The organism is Streptomyces katrae (genome assembly GCF_000717655.1).
In the GTDB taxonomy this organism is placed as follows: Bacteria; Actinomycetota; Actinomycetes; order Streptomycetales; family Streptomycetaceae; genus Streptomyces; species Streptomyces katrae_B.
In genome coordinates, this window is the sequence record NZ_JNZY01000003.1 from 16649 (window position 1) to 37103 (window position 20455).

18 protein-coding genes, 5 tRNA genes and 1 pseudogene are annotated in these 20455 nt (G+C 71.8%); 13 read left to right on the forward strand and 11 right to left on the reverse strand.

Annotation, left to right across the window (positions count from 1 at the left end; translation table 11 throughout):
- Positions 1–255: 255 nt before the first annotated feature.
- The 4 genes from IF09_RS0105005 to IF09_RS0105020 are packed head-to-tail and all read left to right on the forward strand — an operon-like array spanning position 256 to position 5334.
- Positions 256–1875, forward strand: coding sequence for a hypothetical protein (locus IF09_RS0105005; protein ID WP_030292314.1), 1620 nt, complete (start codon positions 256–258; stop codon positions 1873–1875).
- Positions 1876–1924: 49 nt separating this feature from the next.
- Positions 1925–3145 carry an L-2-hydroxyglutarate oxidase gene (lhgO, locus tag IF09_RS0105010; protein ID WP_037634015.1) on the forward strand — a complete coding sequence of 407 codons (1221 nt, stop codon included), beginning with the start codon at positions 1925–1927 and terminating at the stop codon, positions 3143–3145.
- Between the two features lie 59 nt (positions 3146–3204).
- Complete coding sequence (gene trmB, locus IF09_RS0105015) at positions 3205–4026, forward strand: tRNA (guanosine(46)-N7)-methyltransferase TrmB (RefSeq protein WP_037634016.1); 822 nt, start codon at positions 3205–3207, stop codon at positions 4024–4026.
- Between the two features lie 51 nt (positions 4027–4077).
- Positions 4078–5334 (forward strand): PrsW family intramembrane metalloprotease, encoded by a 1257-nt coding sequence (locus tag IF09_RS0105020; protein WP_051832119.1) that lies wholly within the window; start codon positions 4078–4080, stop codon positions 5332–5334.
- A gap of 26 nt (positions 5335–5360) precedes the next feature.
- On the opposite strand, the gene IF09_RS0105025 is transcribed toward IF09_RS0105020, so the two are convergent.
- From IF09_RS0105025 to IF09_RS39915, 5 genes and pseudogenes are all read right to left on the reverse strand, one after another.
- Positions 5361–6392: a M23 family metallopeptidase gene (locus tag IF09_RS0105025; protein WP_030292319.1), complete on the reverse strand. Its 1032-nt coding sequence runs from the start codon at positions 6390–6392 to the stop codon at positions 5361–5363.
- Between the two features lie 292 nt (positions 6393–6684).
- Positions 6685–7676, reverse strand: a pseudogene (locus IF09_RS39910) (PP2C family protein-serine/threonine phosphatase); the annotation flags it as partial.
- Positions 7677–7905: 229 nt separating this feature from the next.
- Positions 7906–7979, reverse strand: a tRNA-Met gene (locus IF09_RS0105035).
- A 120-nt stretch (positions 7980–8099) separates the two neighbouring features.
- On the reverse strand, positions 8100–8426 hold the full coding sequence (locus IF09_RS0105040) for an AzlD domain-containing protein (RefSeq protein WP_030292321.1): 327 nt from the start codon (positions 8424–8426) through the stop codon (positions 8100–8102).
- Positions 8423–9271: an AzlC family ABC transporter permease gene (locus IF09_RS39915; RefSeq protein ID WP_063607313.1), complete on the reverse strand. Its 849-nt coding sequence runs from the start codon at positions 9269–9271 to the stop codon at positions 8423–8425. Before IF09_RS39915 ends, IF09_RS0105040 begins: the two co-directional genes overlap by 4 nt.
- Positions 9272–9336: 65 nt before the next feature.
- Here IF09_RS39915 and IF09_RS0105050 point away from each other — a divergent pair, with 65 nt between their 5' ends.
- The 6 genes from IF09_RS0105050 to IF09_RS45460 all read left to right on the forward strand — a co-directional run bounded on the left by IF09_RS0105050 (position 9337) and on the right by IF09_RS45460 (position 15251).
- Positions 9337–11271, forward strand: coding sequence for a hypothetical protein (locus tag IF09_RS0105050; protein ID WP_051832120.1), 1935 nt, complete (start codon positions 9337–9339; stop codon positions 11269–11271).
- Positions 11272–11283: 12 nt separating this feature from the next.
- Entirely contained in the window at positions 11284–12138 is an 855-nt protein-coding gene (locus tag IF09_RS0105055) for an immunity 49 family protein (RefSeq protein ID WP_030292329.1), read from the forward strand.
- A gap of 634 nt (positions 12139–12772) precedes the next feature.
- Positions 12773–13036 carry a hypothetical protein gene (locus tag IF09_RS46750; RefSeq protein ID WP_234320889.1) on the forward strand — a complete coding sequence of 88 codons (264 nt, stop codon included), beginning with the start codon at positions 12773–12775 and terminating at the stop codon, positions 13034–13036.
- A 167-nt stretch (positions 13037–13203) separates the two neighbouring features.
- Positions 13204–13959: a hypothetical protein gene (locus IF09_RS46755; protein ID WP_051832121.1), complete on the forward strand. Its 756-nt coding sequence runs from the start codon at positions 13204–13206 to the stop codon at positions 13957–13959.
- 108 nt (positions 13960–14067) lie between these two features.
- A complete protein-coding gene (locus tag IF09_RS0105070; RefSeq protein WP_030292334.1) occupies positions 14068–14712 on the forward strand; it encodes a hypothetical protein in 645 nt (214 codons plus the stop codon).
- A gap of 365 nt (positions 14713–15077) precedes the next feature.
- Positions 15078–15251, forward strand: a complete 174-nt coding sequence (locus IF09_RS45460; protein ID WP_158709908.1) for a hypothetical protein — start codon at positions 15078–15080, stop codon at positions 15249–15251.
- Positions 15252–15406: 155 nt separating this feature from the next.
- On the opposite strand, the gene IF09_RS0105075 is transcribed toward IF09_RS45460, so the two are convergent.
- From IF09_RS0105075 to IF09_RS0105100, 6 genes are all read right to left on the reverse strand, one after another.
- Positions 15407–15479: transfer RNA gene (locus IF09_RS0105075), tRNA-Lys, on the reverse strand.
- A gap of 157 nt (positions 15480–15636) precedes the next feature.
- On the reverse strand, positions 15637–17751 hold the full coding sequence (locus IF09_RS0105080) for a DEAD/DEAH box helicase (protein WP_030292336.1): 2115 nt from the start codon (positions 17749–17751) through the stop codon (positions 15637–15639).
- Between the two features lie 307 nt (positions 17752–18058).
- Positions 18059–18571: a hypothetical protein gene (locus tag IF09_RS0105085; RefSeq protein WP_051832122.1), complete on the reverse strand. Its 513-nt coding sequence runs from the start codon at positions 18569–18571 to the stop codon at positions 18059–18061.
- Between the two features lie 231 nt (positions 18572–18802).
- Complete coding sequence (crcB, locus tag IF09_RS0105090; RefSeq protein ID WP_030292340.1) at positions 18803–19177, reverse strand: fluoride efflux transporter CrcB; 375 nt, start codon at positions 19175–19177, stop codon at positions 18803–18805.
- A complete protein-coding gene (locus IF09_RS0105095) occupies positions 19174–19671 on the reverse strand; it encodes a FluC/FEX family fluoride channel (RefSeq protein WP_030292342.1) in 498 nt (165 codons plus the stop codon). The genes crcB and IF09_RS0105095 overlap by 4 nt, the downstream gene beginning before the upstream one ends.
- Positions 19668–20018, reverse strand: coding sequence for a metallopeptidase family protein (locus IF09_RS0105100; protein ID WP_030292344.1), 351 nt, complete (start codon positions 20016–20018; stop codon positions 19668–19670). Before IF09_RS0105100 ends, IF09_RS0105095 begins: the two co-directional genes overlap by 4 nt.
- A 127-nt stretch (positions 20019–20145) precedes the next feature.
- Here IF09_RS0105100 and IF09_RS0105105 point away from each other — a divergent pair.
- From IF09_RS0105105 to IF09_RS0105115, 3 genes are all read left to right on the forward strand, one after another.
- Positions 20146–20218, forward strand: a tRNA-Glu gene (locus tag IF09_RS0105105).
- Positions 20219–20257: 39 nt separating this feature from the next.
- Positions 20258–20331, forward strand: a tRNA-Asp gene (locus IF09_RS0105110).
- 22 nt (positions 20332–20353) lie between these two features.
- Positions 20354–20430, forward strand: a tRNA-Phe gene (locus IF09_RS0105115).
- Positions 20431–20455 lie beyond the last annotated feature (25 nt).

Consider the following 20455-nt stretch of genomic DNA (forward strand, 5'->3'; position numbering starts at 1 on the left):
CGAATCGCCGGGCCCGGTGACCGGCCAGAGCGCACGGGCGGGCGCACGGCCACACGCACGGAGCACGGGAGAGCACGTGCGCCCGCGGCGCGGGCCCCGGCCCGACTGTGCAGGCGGACAACAATCCCGCCATACGGAAGTCGGGGCCTTAACGCTTGGGAGGCGGGGAACTACGCTGGGTTTACGAAATGCCGGGCAACTATGCCTCGGCGGCGTATGCGTTGTGTGCGTTCCGCGTGTGACGAGGGGTGGCGCATGTCCAGGGAGCTCCGCGAGCCCAACGAGAAGCTCGGCGCCGTCCTCGCCCTCGCCGGCATCAGCAACGCCGGGCTGGCCCGGCGGGTCAACGACCTCGGCGCACAGCGCGGCCTGACGCTTCGCTACGACAAGACGTCGGTGGCCCGGTGGGTGTCGAAGGGGATGGTGCCGCAGGGCGCGGCCCCGCATCTGATCGCCGCCGCGATCGGCGCGAAGCTGGGGCGGCCGGTGCCGCTGCACGAAATCGGGCTGGCGGATGCGGACCCCGCGCCCGAGGTCGGCCTGGCCTTCCCGCGGGACGTGGGCGAGGCGGTGCGCTCGGCCACCGACCTCTACCGGCTCGACCTCGCCGGGCGCCGGGGCGGTGGCGGGATCTGGCAGTCGCTGGCCGGCTCGTTCGCCGTGTCCGCGTATGCGACGCCCGCCTCGCGCTGGCTGATATCTCCGGCGGACGGTTCGGTGGCGCGCGAGCCCGCCCCGCCCCGTGCGACCGTGGCGTCGCGCGAGCCGGTGGCGAACACGGCGCCCGCGGCCCCGGGCCCCGCACCGGCGCAGGGACCGACGGCCTCGCCGATGTCTTCGTCACCGATGTCGTCGTCTTCGTCAACGGGTCTGCCCGCGCAGTCTTCGGGTGAAACGCCGCACGCCCCGCCCGCAGCGGTGCCCGCCGCCGTCGTGGGGCTGTCGGACCCGGCGCCGCAGCGCGTGGGTCACAGCGATGTGACCAAGCTGCGCGAGGCGGCCGAGGACGCACGCCGCTGGGACTCCAAGTACGGCGGCGGGGACTGGCGTTCGTCGATGGTGCCCGAGTGCCTGCGCGTCGACGCGGCGCCGCTGCTGCTCGGCTCGTACAGCGACGACGTGGGCCGCGCACTGTTCGGCGCGACCGCCGAGCTGACCCGGCTGGCCGGGTGGATGGCCTTCGACACCGGCCAGCAGGAGGCGGCCCAGCGCTACTACATCCAGGCGCTGCGCCTGGCCCGCGCGGCAGCGGACGTACCGCTGGGCGGGTACGTGCTGGCCTCGATGTCATTGCAGGCGACGTACCGGGACTTCCCGGACGAGGGCGTGGACCTCGCGCAGGCGGCCGTGGAGCGCAACCGGGGGCTGGCCACCGCCCGCACCATGAGCTTCTTCCGGCTCGTCGAGGCGCGGGCGCACGCGAAGGCGGGCGATTCGGCGGCCGCCGGGGCGGCGCTGCGGGCGGCGGAGGGCTGGCTGGAGCGGGCGCGGGAGGGCGACCCGGATCCGACGTGGCTGGGTTTCTACTCGTACGACCGGTTCGCGGCGGACGCGGCGGAATGCTACCGGGACCTGAAACTGCCGCGGCAGGTGCGGCGCTTCACGGAGCAGGCGCTGTCGCGGCCGACGGAGGAGTACGTGCGCTCGCACGGGCTGCGGCTGGTGGTGAGCGCGGTCGCCGAGCTGGAGTCGGGCAACCTGGACGCGGCGTGCGCGGCCGGCACCCGGGCGGTGGAGGTCGCGGGCCGGATCTCCTCGGCGCGGACGACGGAGTACGTACGGGACCTGCTGCACCGGCTCGAGCCGTACGGGGACGAGCCGCGCGTGGCGGAGCTGCGGGAGCGGGCACGGCCGCTGTTGGTGGCCCCCGCGTAGCCGCTTTGTCAGTGGTGGGGTGCAGTATGCAGGGGTGGGAGGTGGCAGCTTGGGCGGCGGCGTGGGCAGCGTGGGCAGGGTCGACTGCGATGTGCTGGTGATCGGCGGTGGCATCGTCGGCCTGTCGACGGCGCATGCCCTGGCGCAGCTGGCCCCCGGGACGCGGGTGGTGGTGCTGGAGAAGGAGTCCGGCCCGGCCCGCCACCAGACGGGCCGCAACAGCGGGGTGATCCACAGCGGGATCTACTACCGGCCGGGATCGCTCAAGGCGCGCTTCGCGGTGCGCGGGGCCGCCGAGATGGTGAAGTTCTGCGCCGAGCACGGGATCGCCCACGAGGTCACCGGCAAGCTGATCGTCGCCACCGGGCGGGAGGAGCTGCCGCGGCTGCACGCCCTGGTGCAGCGGGGCCGGGAGAACGGCATCCCGGTGCGCGAGCTGGGCCCGGCGCAGATCTCGGAGTACGAGCCGGAGGTGCGCGGCCTGGCCGCGATCCATGTCGGCACCACCGGGATCGTGGACTACGGGCAGGTGGCGCAGCAGCTGGCGGAGTCCTCCGGAGCGGAGATCGTGTACGGCGGGGCGGTGGATCTGATCTCGCGGCGGGCGTCGGGGGTGGCGGTCCGCACCACGTCCGGGCTGGTGGTCCGCTCCCGTGTGCTGGTGAACTGCGCGGGCCTGCAGTGCGACCGGGTCGCGCGGCTGGCCGGGGACGATCCCGGGATGCGGATCGTGCCGTTCCGTGGGGAGTACTACGACCTGGCGCGGCCCTCGCTGGTCCGGGGGCTGGTCTACCCGGTCCCGGATCCGGCGTTCCCCTTCCTCGGCGTGCACCTGACGCGGGGGATCGGCGGCGGGGTCCATGTCGGTCCGAACGCGGTGCCGGCGCTGGCGCGCGAAGGGTACGGGTGGGGCGTGGTCCGGCCCCGGGACGTCGCGGACGAGCTGGCCTGGCCGGGATCCTGGCGGATGGCCCGGCGGCACTGGCGGTACGGGGCGGGCGAGATCCGCCGGTCGCTGTCGAAGCAGGCCTTCACCGAGGCGGTACGGCGGCTCCTGCCAGGGGTTTCGTCGGCGGACCTGGCCCCGGCCGGGGCCGGGGTGCGGGCGCAGGCCGTCCTGCGGGACGGGACGCTGGTGGACGACTTCCTGATCCGGGACGCGCCGAGGACGGTGCACGTCCTGAACGCCCCGTCGCCGGCCGCGACGGCTTCGCTCCCGATCGGCCGCGAGATCGCCCGCCGCGCCCTGACCACCCTCCGGGCGTCCTGACCCCGGCCGGGGTCCGGGCAGCGGCGGCGGTGGGGGCGGGGTCGTAGAATCTGAGGATTGTGTCTGAGTCCCTCACCCCCCAGCCCAGCGCCCCGGAAGCCACGCCGGAGGCGAACTCCTACGTGCCCCCGAAGTGGCGGACCGAGCCCCGTTTCCCCGACGGGCCCTCCCCCGACCCGGCCGGCTCGCACCACGAGCGGCGGATCCGGAGCTTCCAGCCGCGGCGCAGCCGGGTGACCACCGGGCAGGGCGAAGCCCTGAAGCGGCTGTGGGGCGTGTGGGGGCTCGACATCGACGGGAATTCCGTCATCGACCTCGAGGAGCTGTTCGGCGGGCTTCCCGTCGTGCTCGAGATCGGCTTCGGGATGGGTGAGGCCACCGCGCAGATGGCCGCTGCCGACCCCGCGACCGGGATCCTCGCCGCCGACGTGCACACGCCGGGCCAGGGGAACCTGCTGGCGCTCGCCGAGCGCGGCGGGATGACCAACGTGCGCGTCGCCAACGGCGACGCCATCATCCTGCTCCGCGAGATGCTGCCGCCCGACTCCCTCGCCGGGCTGCGCGTGTACTTCCCGGACCCGTGGCCCAAGGCCCGCCACCACAAGCGGCGGCTGATCCAGCCCGAGTTCCTCGACCTGGCCGCGACCCGTCTGGCCCCGGGTGCCGTACTGCACTGCGCGACCGACTGGGAGCCGTACGCCGAGCAGATGCTCGAAGTGCTCACGGCGCACCCGGAGTTCGAGAACACCCAGGCGGACGGCGGCTACGCGCCGCGGCCCGACTTCCGGCCGCTCACCCGCTTCGAGGGACAGGGTCTCGACAAGGGGCACGTCGTGCACGACCTGCTCTTCGCCCGCCGCCCGGCGTCCCCGAACGAGTAGAGAACCGCCGTCGTCACTGTTCGTGTCAGAGCGGCTCGCTAGAGTCATCGTGTGTTCCGAGCGCTCCCTGGTGTCCGTACGTGCGTGCTCGCCGTGCTGTCGCTGTCGGGGCTGGCGATCCTCGAACTCGTGCGGGAACAGACCGGTACCGCGGGGTTCTTCGTCGGCCTCGGGCTGGCCGTACTGCCGGTGCCGCTGCTCATGGCGGCCTTCCGGTGGCTCGGCCGCGCCGCGCCCTGCCCCTGGGCGCAGCTGCTCTTCTGCTTCGGCTGGGGCGCCTGCACCGCGGCCCTGATCGCGATACTGGCCAACAACTTCGCCACGGAGTGGATAACGGCTGCGACGGCCGATGCCTCCGCCGCGGACCGGCTCGGCTCGGTGGCGGTCGCCCCGGTGGTCGAGGAGAGCGCCAAGGCGGCGGCCCTGCTGCTGGTGTTCGTGTTCCGAAGAGGGCAGTTCACCGGCCCCGCGGACGGGTTCGTGGTGGCCGGGTTCACCGCCACCGGCTTCGCCTGCACCGAGAACGTCCTCTACCTCGGCAACGCCTTCGGTGAGGACCTGGAGAGCGGCGCCGCCCCGCTGGACTCGGTGACGGCCGCAACCTTCTTCGTGCGGATCGTGGTCTCGCCGTTCGCGCACCCGCTGTTCACGGTGCTCACCGGGCTCGGCTTCGGCGCGGCCGCGCTCGCCGCCGGGCGGCTGCGCCGGACCGGGCTGCCGCTGCTCGGGCTGCTGACCGCGATGGGCCTGCACGCGCTGTGGAACAGCTCCTCGCGGTTCGGCGAATACGGCTTCTACGTGGTCTACGGCTGCGTGATGGTCCCGGTGTTCGGGCTGCTGCTGTGGCTGGCCGTACGGATAAGGCGGCGCCGGCTGCATGCCGTCGCCGGGGAGCTGGCGGTGTACGCGGCCGCGGGCTGGCTGCGCCCGGCGGAGGTGCCGGCCCTGGTGTCGATGCCGGCCCGGTCGTTGGCCCGTGCGCTGGCCCGGAGCACCGGGGGCCGGGCCGCGGGCAGGGCGGTCGCCCTGTACGAGGCGGACGCGGCCGCTCTGGCCCTGCTGCGGCACCGGGCCCGGCGGGGCGGACCTGCGCGGGAGCCCGATTTCGCCTGCCGGGAGCGGGAGTTGCTGCGCCGGCTGTGGCTGCGCAAGGCGACGGCGGGGCCCGCCCTGGCCCGGGCGGCGGTCCTGGAGGAGCTCCTTCCGCCGCGGCCGGCCCCCGTACCGGTACCGCTGCCGCTACCGGCCGAGCGGGTCTGCGTACCGCCCGCCAGGGGGTCTCGTCAAAGCAGCGTCGTCCGCCCGTGAGGGCGGGGCGGCGCTTTGACGGCCCCCTAGACGCTCAGGCCCTTGGACTCCAGCCACGCCAGCGGGTCCATCGTCGAGCCGCCCTTGCGTACTTCCAGGTGGAGATGGGGTCCGGTGACGTTGCCTGTGGCGCCGACGCGGCCGATGGTCTCGCCCGCGCCGACCGAGCCGGAGGTCACCGACATCGAGGACAGGTGGCAGTACCAGATCTCCGTACCGTCCTCGAGCTCGAGGACGATCCGGTAGCCGTACGCCCCGGACCAGCCGGCCGAGGTGATCTTCCCGCCGGCGACGGCCTTGACGGGGGTGCCGGTCGGGGCGGCGAAGTCGAGGCCGGTGTGGTAGCCGGAGGACCACATCGAACCGGCGACGCCGTAGTGCGAGGTGAGGGTGTAGGCGGAGGTGGGGAGGGAGTAGCTGCCGGCGAGCTTGGCGATCCGCTCCTGTTCGGCCTTGGCGTCGGCGGCCGCCTGGGCCTCCTTGGCCGCCTGCTCGGCGGCGAGGCGCGCGTCCTCGGCCTGCTTCTGGGCGGCCTCCCGCTGGGCCTTGGCCTCCGTGGCGGCGGCCTCCTGGGCGGCGCGCTCGGCCTGCGCCCGGGTCTGGGCGTCGGCAGCGCTCTCCTGGGACTCAGCCTGCTGGAGGATGCGGCCCACCAGGGTCGCGCCGGCGTCGGCGTGCCCGGCGGCCTGCTGCGCGATGATGCCGGTCGGCTTCGTGGAGGCTCCGGCGCCCGCTGCGGGGCCGTCGGCCTCCGCGTGCTGCCCGTGACCCCCGGCACCGCCCAGGCCGAAGTCGGGCAAGTCGGGCAAGTCCGGCATGGAGATGGCGACTTGGGGCCGGTCCTGCGCGGTGGCGATGCCGCTCGCGCCGACTGCCGCGATGACGCCGACACCGAGCACGGTGGAGCTGCGGGCAAGTCCGCCGCGCTGCTTGACGACGCGGTGCTTGCCGCGGGGCGGGCGGGCGGAGTCCTCGGTGGGGTTCCACTCGCCCCAGGCGCCCGCAGTGGGCGTTTCCTGGAGCTCGATGCCTTCGGGGGCAGGCGAGTTGGAGGCCACCGGGCCACACTCCTCATGGGGACACGCACGCGCACGGCGCCGCCTCTTGCGACGGCTGGGACGACCGCGCTGCGTTATGGAACGGTAATAGACGGAGGGGAGTGATTCCAAGCTGTTGCGATTGATCGTTAACGGCAATCAGCCACTCAGCGCGCAGCCTTGGCCACCACTAATAGCGCTTAGTGGATCAATTCGGGCAAAAATCAAGCAAGATCCACACCTCTTCGGCCACGCCGACATCTTGACGCAGCGTCATAAACCTTACGGAGCACTCCTTTTCGATTACGCCACGTTACCGTGCGATCACGGGTACGGTACGCCGCCGGTCCGGCCGGCCCACCGCCGGCCGGCCCACCGCGAGGAGCGCCATGTCGTCCGTCGCGCCCGCCGCCCGTGTGCCGGCGCACGTCGCTGCTGAGCGCGCCGAGCAGTTCGCCGGGCCCGGGGAAGACCCGCCCGTTCAGCCGGGCCGCCGGATCGCAGAAGACCCCCGCAGCGTCCCGGGCCTCGGTCAGCCCGTCCGTGTACAGCAGCAGGGTGGCCCCGGTCGGGAAGGCCCACTCCTCGACCCGGTCCGGCCACGCCCGGGCCGGCTCCCCCATGCCGAGCGGCAGCGCCGGCTCCGCCGGGGCGAGGACCACCCGGCGCCCGTCGGCGTACAGCAGCAGCGGCTCGGGGTGGCCCCGGTTGACCAGCCGCAGCACCTGGGCCCCCGCCGGGATCTCCCCGAGCACGCAGGTCGTGAACCCCTCCACCGCGTCCAGGCTGTCGCGCCGGGTGCCCTCCCGGGCCAGGGCCCGCTCCAGCCGCTGCGCCAGTCCCTCGAGCGTGGGCTCCGTCTCGGCCGCTTCGCGGAAGGCCCCGAGGACCACCGCCACGGCCTCGACCGCCCCCAGCCCCCACCGCCAGCCGCACTCCGTACGGGTGTCCTGGACGGCGTACAGGTCCCGCCGATGAAGGCGTCGGCCTGTGCGGCCTCGTACCGGGCACAGACGTGCAGGCCGGCGATGCGTTCGGCGGCCTGGGCAGCACGGCGCGCTGGGCGGCCTCGGCGATCCCGCGCGCCGAGGCGAGCCGCTCGCCGCTGCGCCGTACGACCCGGTTGATCAGGACGGCGAGCCCGGAGACGGTCACCACGGTCACCAGCTCGGTCAGCGCCTCGAGCTTCCGGGTGGTGCCGTTGAGGACGTGCAGCAGGACCACCGCGAGCGAGGACAGCACACCGGTGAGGACGGTGACCCGGAGCGAGGACAGCGGGGCGGCGATCAGCGGGGCTGCGGGCCGTGCCGTTGCCGGGGCCGCCCGCGTACTCGTCGCCGCCCTGCTGCCCCAGGCCCACCGCGCTGCTCCCCTGCCCGGTCCCTCATACGGGTGCGGGCCGCTGTCGCCTGCCCCTCAAGGCTGGCCGCAGCGGGGGCCGTACGGCGACCCGGCCCGGGCCGATCGGGTGAGGGCGGGCCGGGAACACGACGAAGGCCCGGCTCCCCAAGGGGAACCGGGCCTTCGTATTGAGTAGCGGGGACAGGATTTGAACCTGCGACCTCTGGGTTATGAGCCCAGCGAGCTACCGAGCTGCTCCACCCCGCGTCGGTAAACACAACTCTACGTCATCGCGGGGAGGACTCACGCCAATTAACCTCCCGACCACCCCCAGGACCTACATATCCGCAGGTCAGAGCTGCGCAGAACGGTGTGGGAAGGCTTCCGTCAGCCGGTGACCAGGCGGAGCAGGGCCAGGGATCCGATACCGAAGGCGATCGTCAGGTAGAAGTTCCGGGTGCGCCAGGCGAGCAGCAGGGTCGGGACCGCCAGCCAGAGGGTGTAGTTGCCGGGGCCGAGGTCGAGCGTGCCGGCCGGGGCGAACAGGGACGGGGCGAGCAGGGCTGCGATCACCGCGGGCGGTACCTGCCGCAGCCAGACCACGACGGGGCGGGGCAGGGCGGCCGCCGCGAGGAAGAGGGTGGGCACCAGGCGGGGGCCGAAGGTGACGGCCGCCATGCCGGCGATGGTCAGGGCGAGCGTGAGGTCGCTCATCGGCCCGGCGCTCCTTCCGTGCTGCGGTCTTGCGTGCTGCGGTCTGGGGTGCTGCGGTCTGGGGTGCTGCGGTCGTCCGTGGCGCCGGCCGCGCTCTGCCCGTCTCCCTCGCGGGGGGCGATGGCCAGGCCGAAGGTGGCCGCGACGGCCGCCGCCACCAGGACGGCCCAGTACTGCAGGCCGAGCAGGGTCAGGCCCACCGCCCCGCCGCCCGCGACGACGGCGACGGCGAGCCCGCGCCGGTCGGCGACGATCCCGGCCGCCAGCAGGGCCATGAACATGGCGGGCAGGGCGTAGTCGAGGCCCAGCGCCTCGACGTCGGTGACCAGGTCCCCGGCCAGCACGCCCGCGAGCGTGCCCGCCACCCAGGAGGCGTGCACGGCGGCATTGAAGGCGAAGACCTCGGCCTTCGGGCGCTGCGCGCGTTCCGCGTACTGGGCGGAGTGCACCGCGAAGGCCTCGTCGGTGAGCTCGTACGCGAAGAGCGCCTGCTCGCGGCGCCGCCATCCGGCGAGCCGGGGGGCGATGGCGGTGGACAGCAGCAGATGGCGCAGGTTGACGACGAAGGTGGTCAGGACGATGGCGTACGGGGCGGCGCCGACGGCCAGCAGCTGGAGGGCCGCGAACTGGGAGGAACCGCCGTACACGAAGGCCGACATGGCGACCATCGCCCACCACGGCAGCCCGGCGGTGTGGCCGAGCACCCCGAAGGCGAAGGCCACCGGCACGTAGCCGAGCACCACGGGGACGGCCTGCCCGAAGCCCGCCGCCCAGGCGGCGCGGGCCGGCCGGGCGGCCTGGGCCGTCCCGGCCGGGGCGCGGTCCGCCGGTCGGGCGGCCCCCACCCCGGGGGCCCCGGCCGCGGCGCGGTCCGCCGGGGCCGGGGCCGGCGGGTGCGGTCACCTTCAACGTGGTCACCACGGTCTGCACGGGCGGCAGCGGCGGTGCGGTGTCCGGCGCGGGCAAAGCGGGCGCGGTCGCCAAGGCCCTGTCGTTCGCGAGCAAGGCGGGCAGGGCCGTCGACCCGATGACCTACGTCTTCAAGGGCGCGGGCGCCGGCGTGTCGAAGATCGGCGACGTGATGGCCGGCCTGAGGGGCACGGGCAAGTTCGAAACCCCGAAGATCAACGTGGACGGCGCGACAGCTCTGCCGGAAGGCGCGGTCCACCTCCCGGACGGCGCGATCCACCTCCCGGCCGGCTCCGCTGTCCCCGACGGCGCGATCAAGCTCCCGGACGGCAACATCAAGCTCCCGGACGGCAACATCAAGCTCCCCGAGGGCACCACCACCCTCCCGCCGGGCTCGGTCAAGCTCCCGGTCGACGGCCCGCCCCAGTACATGGACCCGAAGTACAACATCTACAACCACAAGGGCGAGATCATCCAGCACGCGGCCGACGTCCCGAAGGGCAAGCCGGCCGCGGGCGCGGACGTCCCGCGCGTCGACGCCCCGAAGGCGGACTCCCCGGCGACAGCCAAGATCCCGGAACGCGAGCTGGCCGGCGCCGTCGCCCGCGGCGGCGACGGCATCCGCCTGGGCAGCGACATCTCGGACCCCCTGCACATTCCGGACCACGCCCCGACGGGCCACCCGGACCTGACCCCGGGCGGCCGGGCGGGCGACCACATGCCCACGAACAACCTGGACAACACCCCCCGAGGCGCCCACGGCACAGGCGGTGGCCACACGGACACCCCGTCGACGGCAACCCACGCCGACGGCCCTTCCAGTACGGGTGGCGGCGGCCACCACGAACCCCCGTCCACGGGCGGCCACCACCCGGAAACCCCGGGCATGGGCGGCCTGGACGGCGCAGCCCACGCGGGCGATGACGCGACGGCGCCGGGCACAGCCACACCGAGCTCCACTCGTGTCGTTCCTGACCCCCCGAGCTTCATGCGACAGGGCGACAACCCCTACGGTCCTCGTCGGTCACTGACGACGGAGCAGATCGTCGAGATCCAGGTCTACCGGGCCAATTTCGAGCCGGGCTATTTTGAGAAGTACTACGAGCCGCGCGGATACCGGCACCTCTCCGACGTCCCCGACGAGAGCGGCTTCCCGCCGAAGCAGCTGATCAAAGACCCCGACAACCCCGGGATCTGGATCACCAAGGATGACGCACCGCCCCCCTTCCCGGCGAAGTACTACGACGCTTCCTGGGATCGCAAGGGGACGTCTCAGCAGCTCAACAACCCTGAGATCCAGACGATCCTGGACGATGCGGCCAAGAAGCGGAACGCAACCATCAAGGCCGACAACGCCCTGCATGACCCGCTCAAGGAGGCAAAAAAGACTTGGAAGACGGATAAAACGCCGGAGGCAGAGGCGGCATATAAAGCTCTCAAGCAGCAGCATGCCCCCTTCCATGACGCGATGTCGAAGGCCGCGGAGGCCTACGGCGAGGCTGTTGCCCGAAATCACGTGGTTCCACAGCTCTATGAGGGCGCAAAGTGGGAGCCGACAGCTGGCCCCAAGAACGGAAACGACCAGTTCGACCAAGTTTGGCGACTCAAGGACGCGGAGTCATTCGTCGTTTTCGAGGCGAAGAGCGACGTGAAGACCGCAATCAATGAACGCACGCTACCCACTGGGCTCAAGGCGATGCAGGGTTCACGTGAATACTTCCTCGATATCATGAACGAGATGTGGAAGAGGGCCGAGGATGGGGATGCCGCTGAGCTCAAGTTGTACACTGACCTCAAGAAGGCCCTGATAGCAGACAAGGTCGAATACATCCTCGTCAAGGGCGTTTCAGACGGCCCAAGTCACGGGGGCTTCAAGAGTCGTCGATTCAAAATGGGTACGTTCAAAGACGAAGACTTCTTCTTCGAGAAACCATAATAGGAGCGATCCGTGACGGTGATTGTGGAGCGGCACGCCATTCCGGCGGTCGACGAGCGGGCCACGGTGCGCCTGGCCGAGGAGTTCGAAACAAGTATCCGGAATCTGGACGCCTCACCCGCGATCGTCGGCATGGCGCTGAACGAGGCACTGCTGCAGGTGCAGGTTCACCAGGCATTGAACCCGACCGGCAACCGGTTCGGTACATGGGACGCCACGGTGTCTGCGATGCAGGTGGGTGTCGCGGCGTTCGATGCGGCCTGCGTCACCGAGGAGGTGATCGAGGCGCGCATCGCGCATGAGTTGCGCACCATCAGCGCGACGGGTCCGCAGTTCTATGCCAACGCCGGCAACTGGTTGACGACTCTCTGGTTCGTGATCATCTGTCGGGATCAACCCCGTATGGACCGTATGTGCCGGGTCTCGTTGGAGCTGCTGCGAGCGTCCGGAGCCGAGGGCGACGAGTACATCTACCACTGGGTCGACGCACTTCAGACGTACTGGCGGGAGCAGCCGGGTCTGTTGGAGAAGCTGACGGCTGCCATCGAGCAGTCCCACCCGGACATCGCCACGACCGTGCCGCGCGACCTGCTCCAGTGCGTGCTCTACCCGCCGATCAACCTCTTCTACCAGTTCCTACGCAAGGACCAGGACGGCTTCAATCAGGCGCTTGTGGAGGCCCTGGAGCTCCACAAGGCGTACTGGAGCACCCCGGAGCGTGCGCATGACATCGCGGGGTTCCTTGCCCTCGGCCCGCTGGCCATCGCCTGCCTCGCCCACGATGCGGGACTGTCGATCGAGGTCGAGTCGGACTACCTGCCGCTCCGCCTCCTGGACCGTTCCTGGGCGGGCGAGTTCGATACGTGAGCGGCGTGCTGAAGCATTTTGAGTTCTGGTCGGGGTGGGTGGGTGCGTACGCCCATTTCGCGCCATGACTTCTGTACGGACAACGTCACGGAGGCTATGGCACCGATCGTCGGGAGCGCCGAAGAGGCGCTCGCGGGGGCTCGCGACGTCCGAGGACGACCGGCACGACGCGCTCGCGCTGGCGGCGGTGAAGTGGCACTGTCTCGCTGAGGCGACCGCGCTCTCGCCGCCGCCCTCCAGTGGCACAAGGCGTACTGGACCGCGGAGGACCGAGCCATCCGTGTCGATGCTGATGCGTGCCCCAAAGAGAATGCGGGTCGTGGTTCTGGGACCTGGACGAGGTGACCGAGCCGGGCCTGGGCGCAGCGCTCACGACCGCGGCGCGCATGTCTGCCGTTCTGGGCAACCACGGTCTGCTGGAGCCGGTTGCCCTCGAATGGAGTTGGTTCGAGGTCGGTAAGGGCGGCATCGGCATCACCTCTCGTGGGGCGCTCGCTCGACGACGCGTTGCTGGCGGAGGAAGAGCGGGCCTGCGGGCCTGCCGGCCAGTCGGCTGCCGAGACGGGGGGATCGTCGTGCTGGGGTCCGGCGCCTGGCTGGACGCGGACGGAAGGCGCCGCAACGAGTCGAGCTCATGGTGTCGCCCGACGAGATCGGTCCTTGGGCCGAGCTGTCCGTGTACCACGACGTGTGGGGACCGTGCGACTTCCGTGGACAGCCGCACCCAACCGTCCGCGCCCGGAATGCGCCCCGCCTCGCAGCGGCTCTGCGGGAACTCGACGCGCTGCTCGGAGTCGGGGCCGAGCCCGGTGAACCAACGCACTTCGGCCAGGCCGAGGGCCACGGGCTGAAGGCTCCCGACCTCATCGACGGCCGTGGGCCGGACCTCACCAATTAGTACGCAGATACTCGATCGGGTCCGGACCCATTTCTTCCTCACCGAACAAGTGGTGACCGAGGCAGGTTCCCCCAGCGACGCGGGCGGGAGCTGGCGCCCGGTCTAGCCGACAGCGACGAGGTGACGGCAGCAATCCTGCAGGAGTTGCGGTCGAAGGGAATCGCGAAGTGACCGACCGGGCATCGTCCGCCATGCTGGAGCGCCTTCGCGCGGTGGAATGGACGGGTGACTGGGACGACGCCGTCGCCCACGTCATGTCTCGTCGTGTGTTGATGCGCGAGTATCTCCGGCGGGCGGGCATGTGGGCGCAGGCGTACTCGGCCGAGAGCGCGTGGCCCTTCTTCGACGTCACCGACTACGTGGATCCGAAATTCACGCTTCCCCCGGAAATCGCAACGGAACTCCAGGAATTCCTGGGTCAGCCGACCGGAGGCGACTCCATCAAGCGCACCTGTGCGGGCGCGGTCCGCATGGCTGGGCTCAGTGCACAGGATCCGTTGGCCGGCGGGGACCTGCCCGACCTCTACGAGCCCCTCGTCCTGTTCTACGAGCGGGGCGGCGAATTCCTCTCTGACAACGCCGGTTTCCTCGACCTGACCGGTGTGCTGCTACGCCCCGGAACTCTCCAGGGCCACCTGGGTACCCCGCACCTGAGCTCCCTCGAGGGCGCGATGCTCGACGCGTTGGACGCGGCGGGGCGCATCACGTATTACATGGCTGCCGATCGGCGGGGCCCGCTACTGCGGCAGCGCGTCGTACGCGGTGACCAGAGCAACGAGGCGTTCAGCCGGGACAGCCTGCACTGGGCGCCGACGGGCGCTCTTCCCGCGGCCGCGGAGAAGGCCGCGGACTTCGGCCTGGTCTGGCTGGATGAGATGGAGGCTGCGAACTTCATCGCGACGGCCAATCCCGACGTTTCTTGATACGCGTAGCGCATCCAGGCAGCGATCGACAGCATCAGGGCGGTTGTTGAGGGGAGCGGCTGGGAGGACGACGTCCAATGCCGCCAAGCGATAAGGAAGTTCGAGGCCATGCTGATGCGCGCGCCGAGAGAGTGCGGCTCGTGGTTCTGGGACCTGGACGACGTGGTGGAGCCCGGTCTGGAGTCCGCGCTCAGGACCGCGGCGCGCATGGGCGCGGTGCTCCAGAAGCACGCCTTGCTGGAGCCGGACACCCTTGAGTGCAACTGGTTCCAGGTCGGAAAGCGCGGCCTCGGTATCCATAGCCGCGTGGACCTTGTCAGGCGTTCGCTCGACGATCCGGCACTGCCCGATGACCTCCGCGGCTGTCGGCCGACCGGTCATCCGCAGGCGGAGATGGGCGGAATCCTTGTGCTGGGATCCGGCGCGTGGTTCGACGCGAGCGGAACGCGCCACAAGGAGTACCGTCTGGTCGAACTCATGGTGTCACCCGACGAGATCGGTCCTTCGGCCGAACTGTCCGTGTACCACGACGTATGGAGCCTGTGTGATTTCCGGGGCGAGCCCCACCCGGCCATCCATGCCGGCAACGCGCCACGGCTCGCGGCAGCCCTGCAGGAGCTCGATCAAGTGCTCGGAGTCGAGGCGGAGCCCGGCGAGCCGACGTACTACGGTCGAGCAGAGGGCCACGGGCTGAAGGCTCCCGAATACATCGACGGGCGGGGACCGGACCTCACCGATGCAGTATTCGGGTAGATACCCCGACTGCGATCAAAGCCCCGGTGCGCGATCTGACCAGCGTCGGCGGCCCCGGGGCCGGCCGCGACTTGACCCCGGCCGGCTCGGACATCTCCGGCCCGCTCCGCGCCGCCGACCACACCCGCGGGCCACCCGGACCTGACCCGGGCGGCCGAGCGGGCGACCACACACCCACGAACCCTTTGGACAGCACCTCGCACGCAGGCCACGGCGATGGCCCCACCACGGGCGGCGCCTTGGCACTCCCGGTGGCGGGAGCCACCAGCCCGGGCACGCCGGTGACAGCGGCCCCGAGGGCACCAGTCCCCCACGGTCCGGCTGGGTCGGCCGTGTGCGCCACCGTGTGCGCGGGCGAGGGAGCCATGGCGTGCCCATGGGCGGGTACGGCGGCCGACCACCCGCCCACCGTCTTCGTCACCCGCAACTGGTGCGGCAAGTTCCCCACGCAGGGCGCACATGACCACCTGGCCGTACAGGCGGGCCCCGTGGCTGCCGGGGCGGGCCGGACCCGGCAGGCGGGCTGTGGGCGTCCGTGAGTGCGGGCCTCGGGCGGGCTGGAGCCTGGCCGGGGTGTGACGGGGCAGCATGCGGTCATGGGCGGGAGGCCAAACGACTGAGCGCCCCGCCTGGCCGAAGCCGGGTAGGGCGCTCAGTGGCAGGTCAGAGGGGGTTCCCCCTGGCCTCGGAGCGGTAGGCCATGTCGGACTCGAACCGACAACCAACGGATTAAAAGTCCGCTGCTCTGCCAATTGAGCTAATGGCCCTCACGTGCTCACCCCAGAGCATAGCCGGAGACCAACGGTCAGCCGATCGAGTATCGGCTGACCGGCCCCGTCGCGGCTCGCAAAACGCAGAACAGGGCCCCCACGACGGTGTCGTGGGGGCCCTGTCAGGCCGTCAGCTCAGGGCCGGGGGCCGGTGTCAGCCGTTGCGCTTCCAGCGGGGCTTGTCGTCGCGGCGGCCGCCGAAGGAGCCGGTCGAGCCGGAGCCGGAGCCCGAGCCGGAGGGGCGGTGGTCGTCACGGCGGCCGTACGGGCGGTCGCTGCCGCCGGAGCGGAAGCCACCCGACGGGCGGTCGTCGCGGCGGAAGCTGCCACGGTCGCCACCGCGGTCGTCACGGTTGAAGCCACCGGACGGACGGTCGTCGCGACGGAAGCCGCCGGACGGGCGGTCGCTGCCGCCGGAGCGGAAGCCACCGGAGGGACGGTCGTCGCGGCGGAAGCCGCCACGGTCGCCACCGCGGTCGTCACGGTTGAAGCCGCCCGACGGACGGTCGTCGCGGCGGAAGCCACCGCCACGGTTGTCGTCACGACGGTCGCCACCCGAGCGGAAACCACCGGACGGGCGGTCGTCGCGGCGGAAGCCGCCACGGTCGCCACCGCGGTCGCCACCACGGTCGTCACGACGGTTGTCGCGGCGCTCGTAGTTGCCCCGGTCGTCGCGGGCCTGGAAGGCCGGGCGCTCGTCGGCGGCCGGCGTGGCCGCCACGGCGGCCGCGACCTCGGCCTCGGCGGCCTCGGCCACCTCGGCGACAGCGGCCTCCGGGTCCTCGCCGCGCTCACGCGCGGAACGGGCGACCAGGCGGTCGGCCTCCTCGCGCAGCTCGGCGGCACGGCGCGTCAGGCGCTCCAGCTGCTTGGTGAGGTCGGCGACCTCGCGCTCGGCCTGCTTGGCGGCGTTGTTCGCGGAGTCGGCCTGGACCTCGGTCAGCGAACGCGCACCGGTGATCTCGGCGACCTCCGGGTCGAACGCGCCGGCACCCTGGACGATGTGGCGCGAGGCGTCGACGCCCGCGTCCTCCATCAGGCGGAAGATCTGGCGGCGCTGGTGCGGCAGGGCCAGGGAGACCACGACACCCGACTTGCCGGCACGGGCGGTACGGCCCGAGCGGTGCAGGTAGTCCTTGTGGTCGCCGGCCGGGTCCACGTTCAGGACCAGGTCGATGCCGTCGACGTGGATGCCTCGGGCGGCGACGTCGGTCGCGACGAGCGCGTTGACGTAGCCGTCCTTGAAGTCCGCGAGGACGCGGGTACGGGCGCCCTGCGTCATGCCGCCGTGCAGCGCGTCGGCCTTCACGCCGGCCTCGACGAGCTGCTCGGCGATGCGGTCGGCGCCCAGCTGGGTGCGGACGAAGATGATGGTGCGGCCCTTGCGGGCGGCGATGGCGGCCGTGACCGGCGCCTTGTCCTTCGGCTTCACGACGAGGACGTGGTGCGTCATGGTCGTGACGTTGCCCTGCGCGCTGTCGACCTCGTGCGTGACGGGGTTGGACAGGTAGCGCTTGACCAGGGTGCCGATCTCGTTCTCCATGGTGGCGGAGAAGAGCATGCGCTGGCCGCCGCCGGGGATCTGGTCGAGCAGCTCGGTGACCTCGGGCAGGAAGCCCAGGTCGGCCATCTGGTCGGCCTCGTCGAGGACGGCCACCTCGACGTTCTCGAGGGAGCAGGCGCCACGGTTGATGATGTCGCGCAGACGGCCCGGGGTGGCGACGAGGACGTCGACACCGCGCTCGAGGGCGTAGATCTGGTTGCCCATCGACGTACCGCCGCAGACGACCTTCATCTTCAGGCCGAGCACGTCGCCGTACGGCTGGAGGGCGTCCGCGACCTGCATCGCGAGCTCACGCGTCGGCGTGAGGATGATCGCGCGGGGCTTCTTCTTCTCGGTGTGGCCACCGGCCAGGCGGGCCAGGGTGGGCAGACCGAAGGAGAGGGTCTTGCCGGAGCCGGTGCGGCCGCGGCCGAGGATGTCCTTGCCGGCCAGGGCGTCCGGGATGGTCGCGGCCTGGATCGGGAAGGGGGAGGTGACACCGTTCTGCGCGAGCTTGCGCACGACGCCCTCGGGCAGACCGAGGTCGCCGAAGGTGATGGTGGGCTCGGCGTCGGCGTCGTCCGCCTCGGCGTCGATGGACTGGTCGGTCGTCACGTCGGCCTCGAGGGCCTCGATGATCTCGTCCGCCTCAGCGGCCTCGATCGCCTCGGTGACCACAAGGGCCTCGACGGCGTCGACGATCTCGTTCGAGTCGTTCTCGGGCATGACGGCACGGTCAGAACTGGAAATGGACATGCGAAATGCGAAACCTTCCGGAGTCTCGGCACGCGCCCAAACTCCGTGAATCGCAAATCGACCGCCTCAATGCGGTCAGCCACGGCTAGGGAGAGTACGCGCCACACGGCGCTCTTCGGATTCGGCGCCGGGCAATGGGATCAAACGATCTATAACCATACGCACCCTCCCCCGGGTCTGGCAAATCGCTCCGGCCAGACCCCCTCTGACCTGCGACGATCCCGCCGATCCAGGCCTCGGTCACCGGCCCCCGACCGCCCCCGGGGCCGGCCCGCGGCTACACGGAGGGCGAGGCGCTGGGCTCCGGGGCGGGCGGCGTCGGGGCCGGCGGAGTGGGCGAAGTCACGGGCGGCTCCGGGCTCGGCGACTGGACAGGCGGCGTGACGTGCGTCCCACCGGAGCCGCCGTTTCCGGATCCGCCCGAGGTGGGCTGCTGCGGACCCTGGCCGCCGGCGCCGCCGCCCGGACCCGCCGACGGCGAGGGGGCTCCGGGCCCGCCGGCGGGCGCGCCCGGGCTGCGAGAGGCCCCGGTGGCTCCGGACGCCTTGCCGTCCTCGGCCGGCTTGCCCTCCTCGCCCGCCGCGCCGGGCTTCGAGCCGCGGCCGTTGCCGTGGACGCCCGACCCCTTGCCGGAAACGGCACCTCCGGCCGCCTCGGCGGCCGCCTTGCGGTCCGCCGAGGAGGAGGGCCCGGGCTTCGCGCCGTCCTCGCCGACACTCATACAGCCCGCCGTGGCGGCGACCGCGAGCGCGGAGACGGCCAGTCGGAGGGAAGCGGACAACTGGCGCACGGGGCACCTCCTGGGGGTCCCCCGGCAGGGGCCGGGAGAGGGCGGTCAGCGTCCGCGGAGAGCGGGTCAATGTGCCCAACTCCCTTTGCCCCGTAAGAGACACGCCCTTGGGGACACCGCCTGTCCGCAATCCGCCGCCCCGCCGGGCGCACACCGGCGGCTCCGGCAGCTCCGGCGGCTCCGGCAGCTCCGGCGGCTCCGCCGGAGCCGGCGCAGCGAGGACCGCCCGGCTCAGGCGAACAACTGCCGTGCCACCTGCGACCCCAGCGTCACCGCACCCAGCCCCGCCAGTACGGAGGCCGCCACGTTCGCCGCCGCCAGGAACCGCCGGCCGCGCTCGTACAGCCGCAGCGTCTCGTACGAGAACGTCGAGTACGTGCTCAGCGCCCCGCACAGCCCGGTCCCCAGCAGCAGGTTCAGCCGCGCCGGGGCCGCACCGGCCAGCGCGGCCCCGGTCAGCAGCCCGAGCATCAGGCAGGCGCCCGCGTTCACCACGAACGTCCCCCACGGGAACACCGAGTCGTGCCGCGCCTGTACCGCACGGTCCGTCAGATAGCGCAGCGGCGCCCCGACGACCGCGCCCGCCACCACCAGCAGCCAGTTCACGCCCGCCCCCGCAGCGCGAGGCGCACTCCGAGGCGGGTCGCGGCGGCCGCCGCCCACACCGCGCCGAGCGCCGCGGCCACCGTGAGCCCGGCGTACGCCAGCGCACTCCCGGCCTCCCCCGCTTCCAGCAGCCGCGAGAAGTCCACCGCGTACGTGGAGAAGGTGGTGAATCCGCCGAGCACCCCGACCCCGGCGAACGGCCGGACCAGCGGATGCGGAGCCGACCGGCCGCCCTCACTGATCAGCACCATCAGCACTCCGATCAGCGCACAGCCGATCACGTTGGTCCAGAACGTCGCCCACGGGAAGCCCCCCGGCGCGGCCGGCCACATCAGCGCCGCCCCGTACCGCGCCGAGGACCCGAGCGCGCCGCCCGCCGCGATCGCGGCGAGCACCGGGCCGAGCCGTTCGGCGCGCTGCTCGGGCACATGGAGGTCGACGTCCGGATCGATCGCCTCGGCGGGTGCACCCGGGCCCGGCTGCGGGCCGGTCACCCGTAGCCCAGCGCGTGCAGCCGCTGGTCGTCGATCCCGAAGTGATGGGCGATCTCGTGCACCACGGTGACCTCCGTCTCCGCGATCACGCTCTCCCGGTCCTCGCACATCCGCAACGTGGGGTTGCGGTAGATGGTGATCCGGTCCGGCAGGACCCCGGCGTACCACTCGCCCCGGTCCGTCAGCGGGGTCCCCTCGTACAGCCCGAGCAGCTCGGGATCATCTGCCGGCGGTTCGTCCTCGACGAACACCGCCACGTTGTCCATCAGCCGCGTCAGTTCCGGCGGGATGCGGTCCAAGGCCTCTGCGACGAGCTCTTCGAACTCCTCGCGCGTCATCTCCAGCACCGGGCCATTGTCCCTCCGGCGGGGGCACCTCCCGCATGCTGGGAGAAACCGTTTTGGCGATAGCTCCCCGGATCCCATATGCTTCTCACGTCCCCGACGCGCTGGAAAGCGCCCAGGCGGGCCTTTAGCCCTCATCGTCTAGTGGCCCAGGACGCCGCCCTTTCAAGGCGGTAGCACGGGTTCGAATCCCGTTGGGGGTACGCATTACCGTGTGCAAGACTTGGTCTCGCACACTGCAAGGTCCTGTGGAGCAGTTGGTTAGCTCGCCACCCTGTCAAGGTGGAGGTCGCGGGTTCAAGTCCCGTCAGGATCGCTGAGGCCGGAAACGGTCTCGTGGCTGGGTAGCTCAGTTGGTACGAGCGATCGCCTGAAAAGCGATAGGTCGCCGGTTCGACCCCGGCCCCAGCCACCACAAGAAGGCCCCGTCCATCGGACGG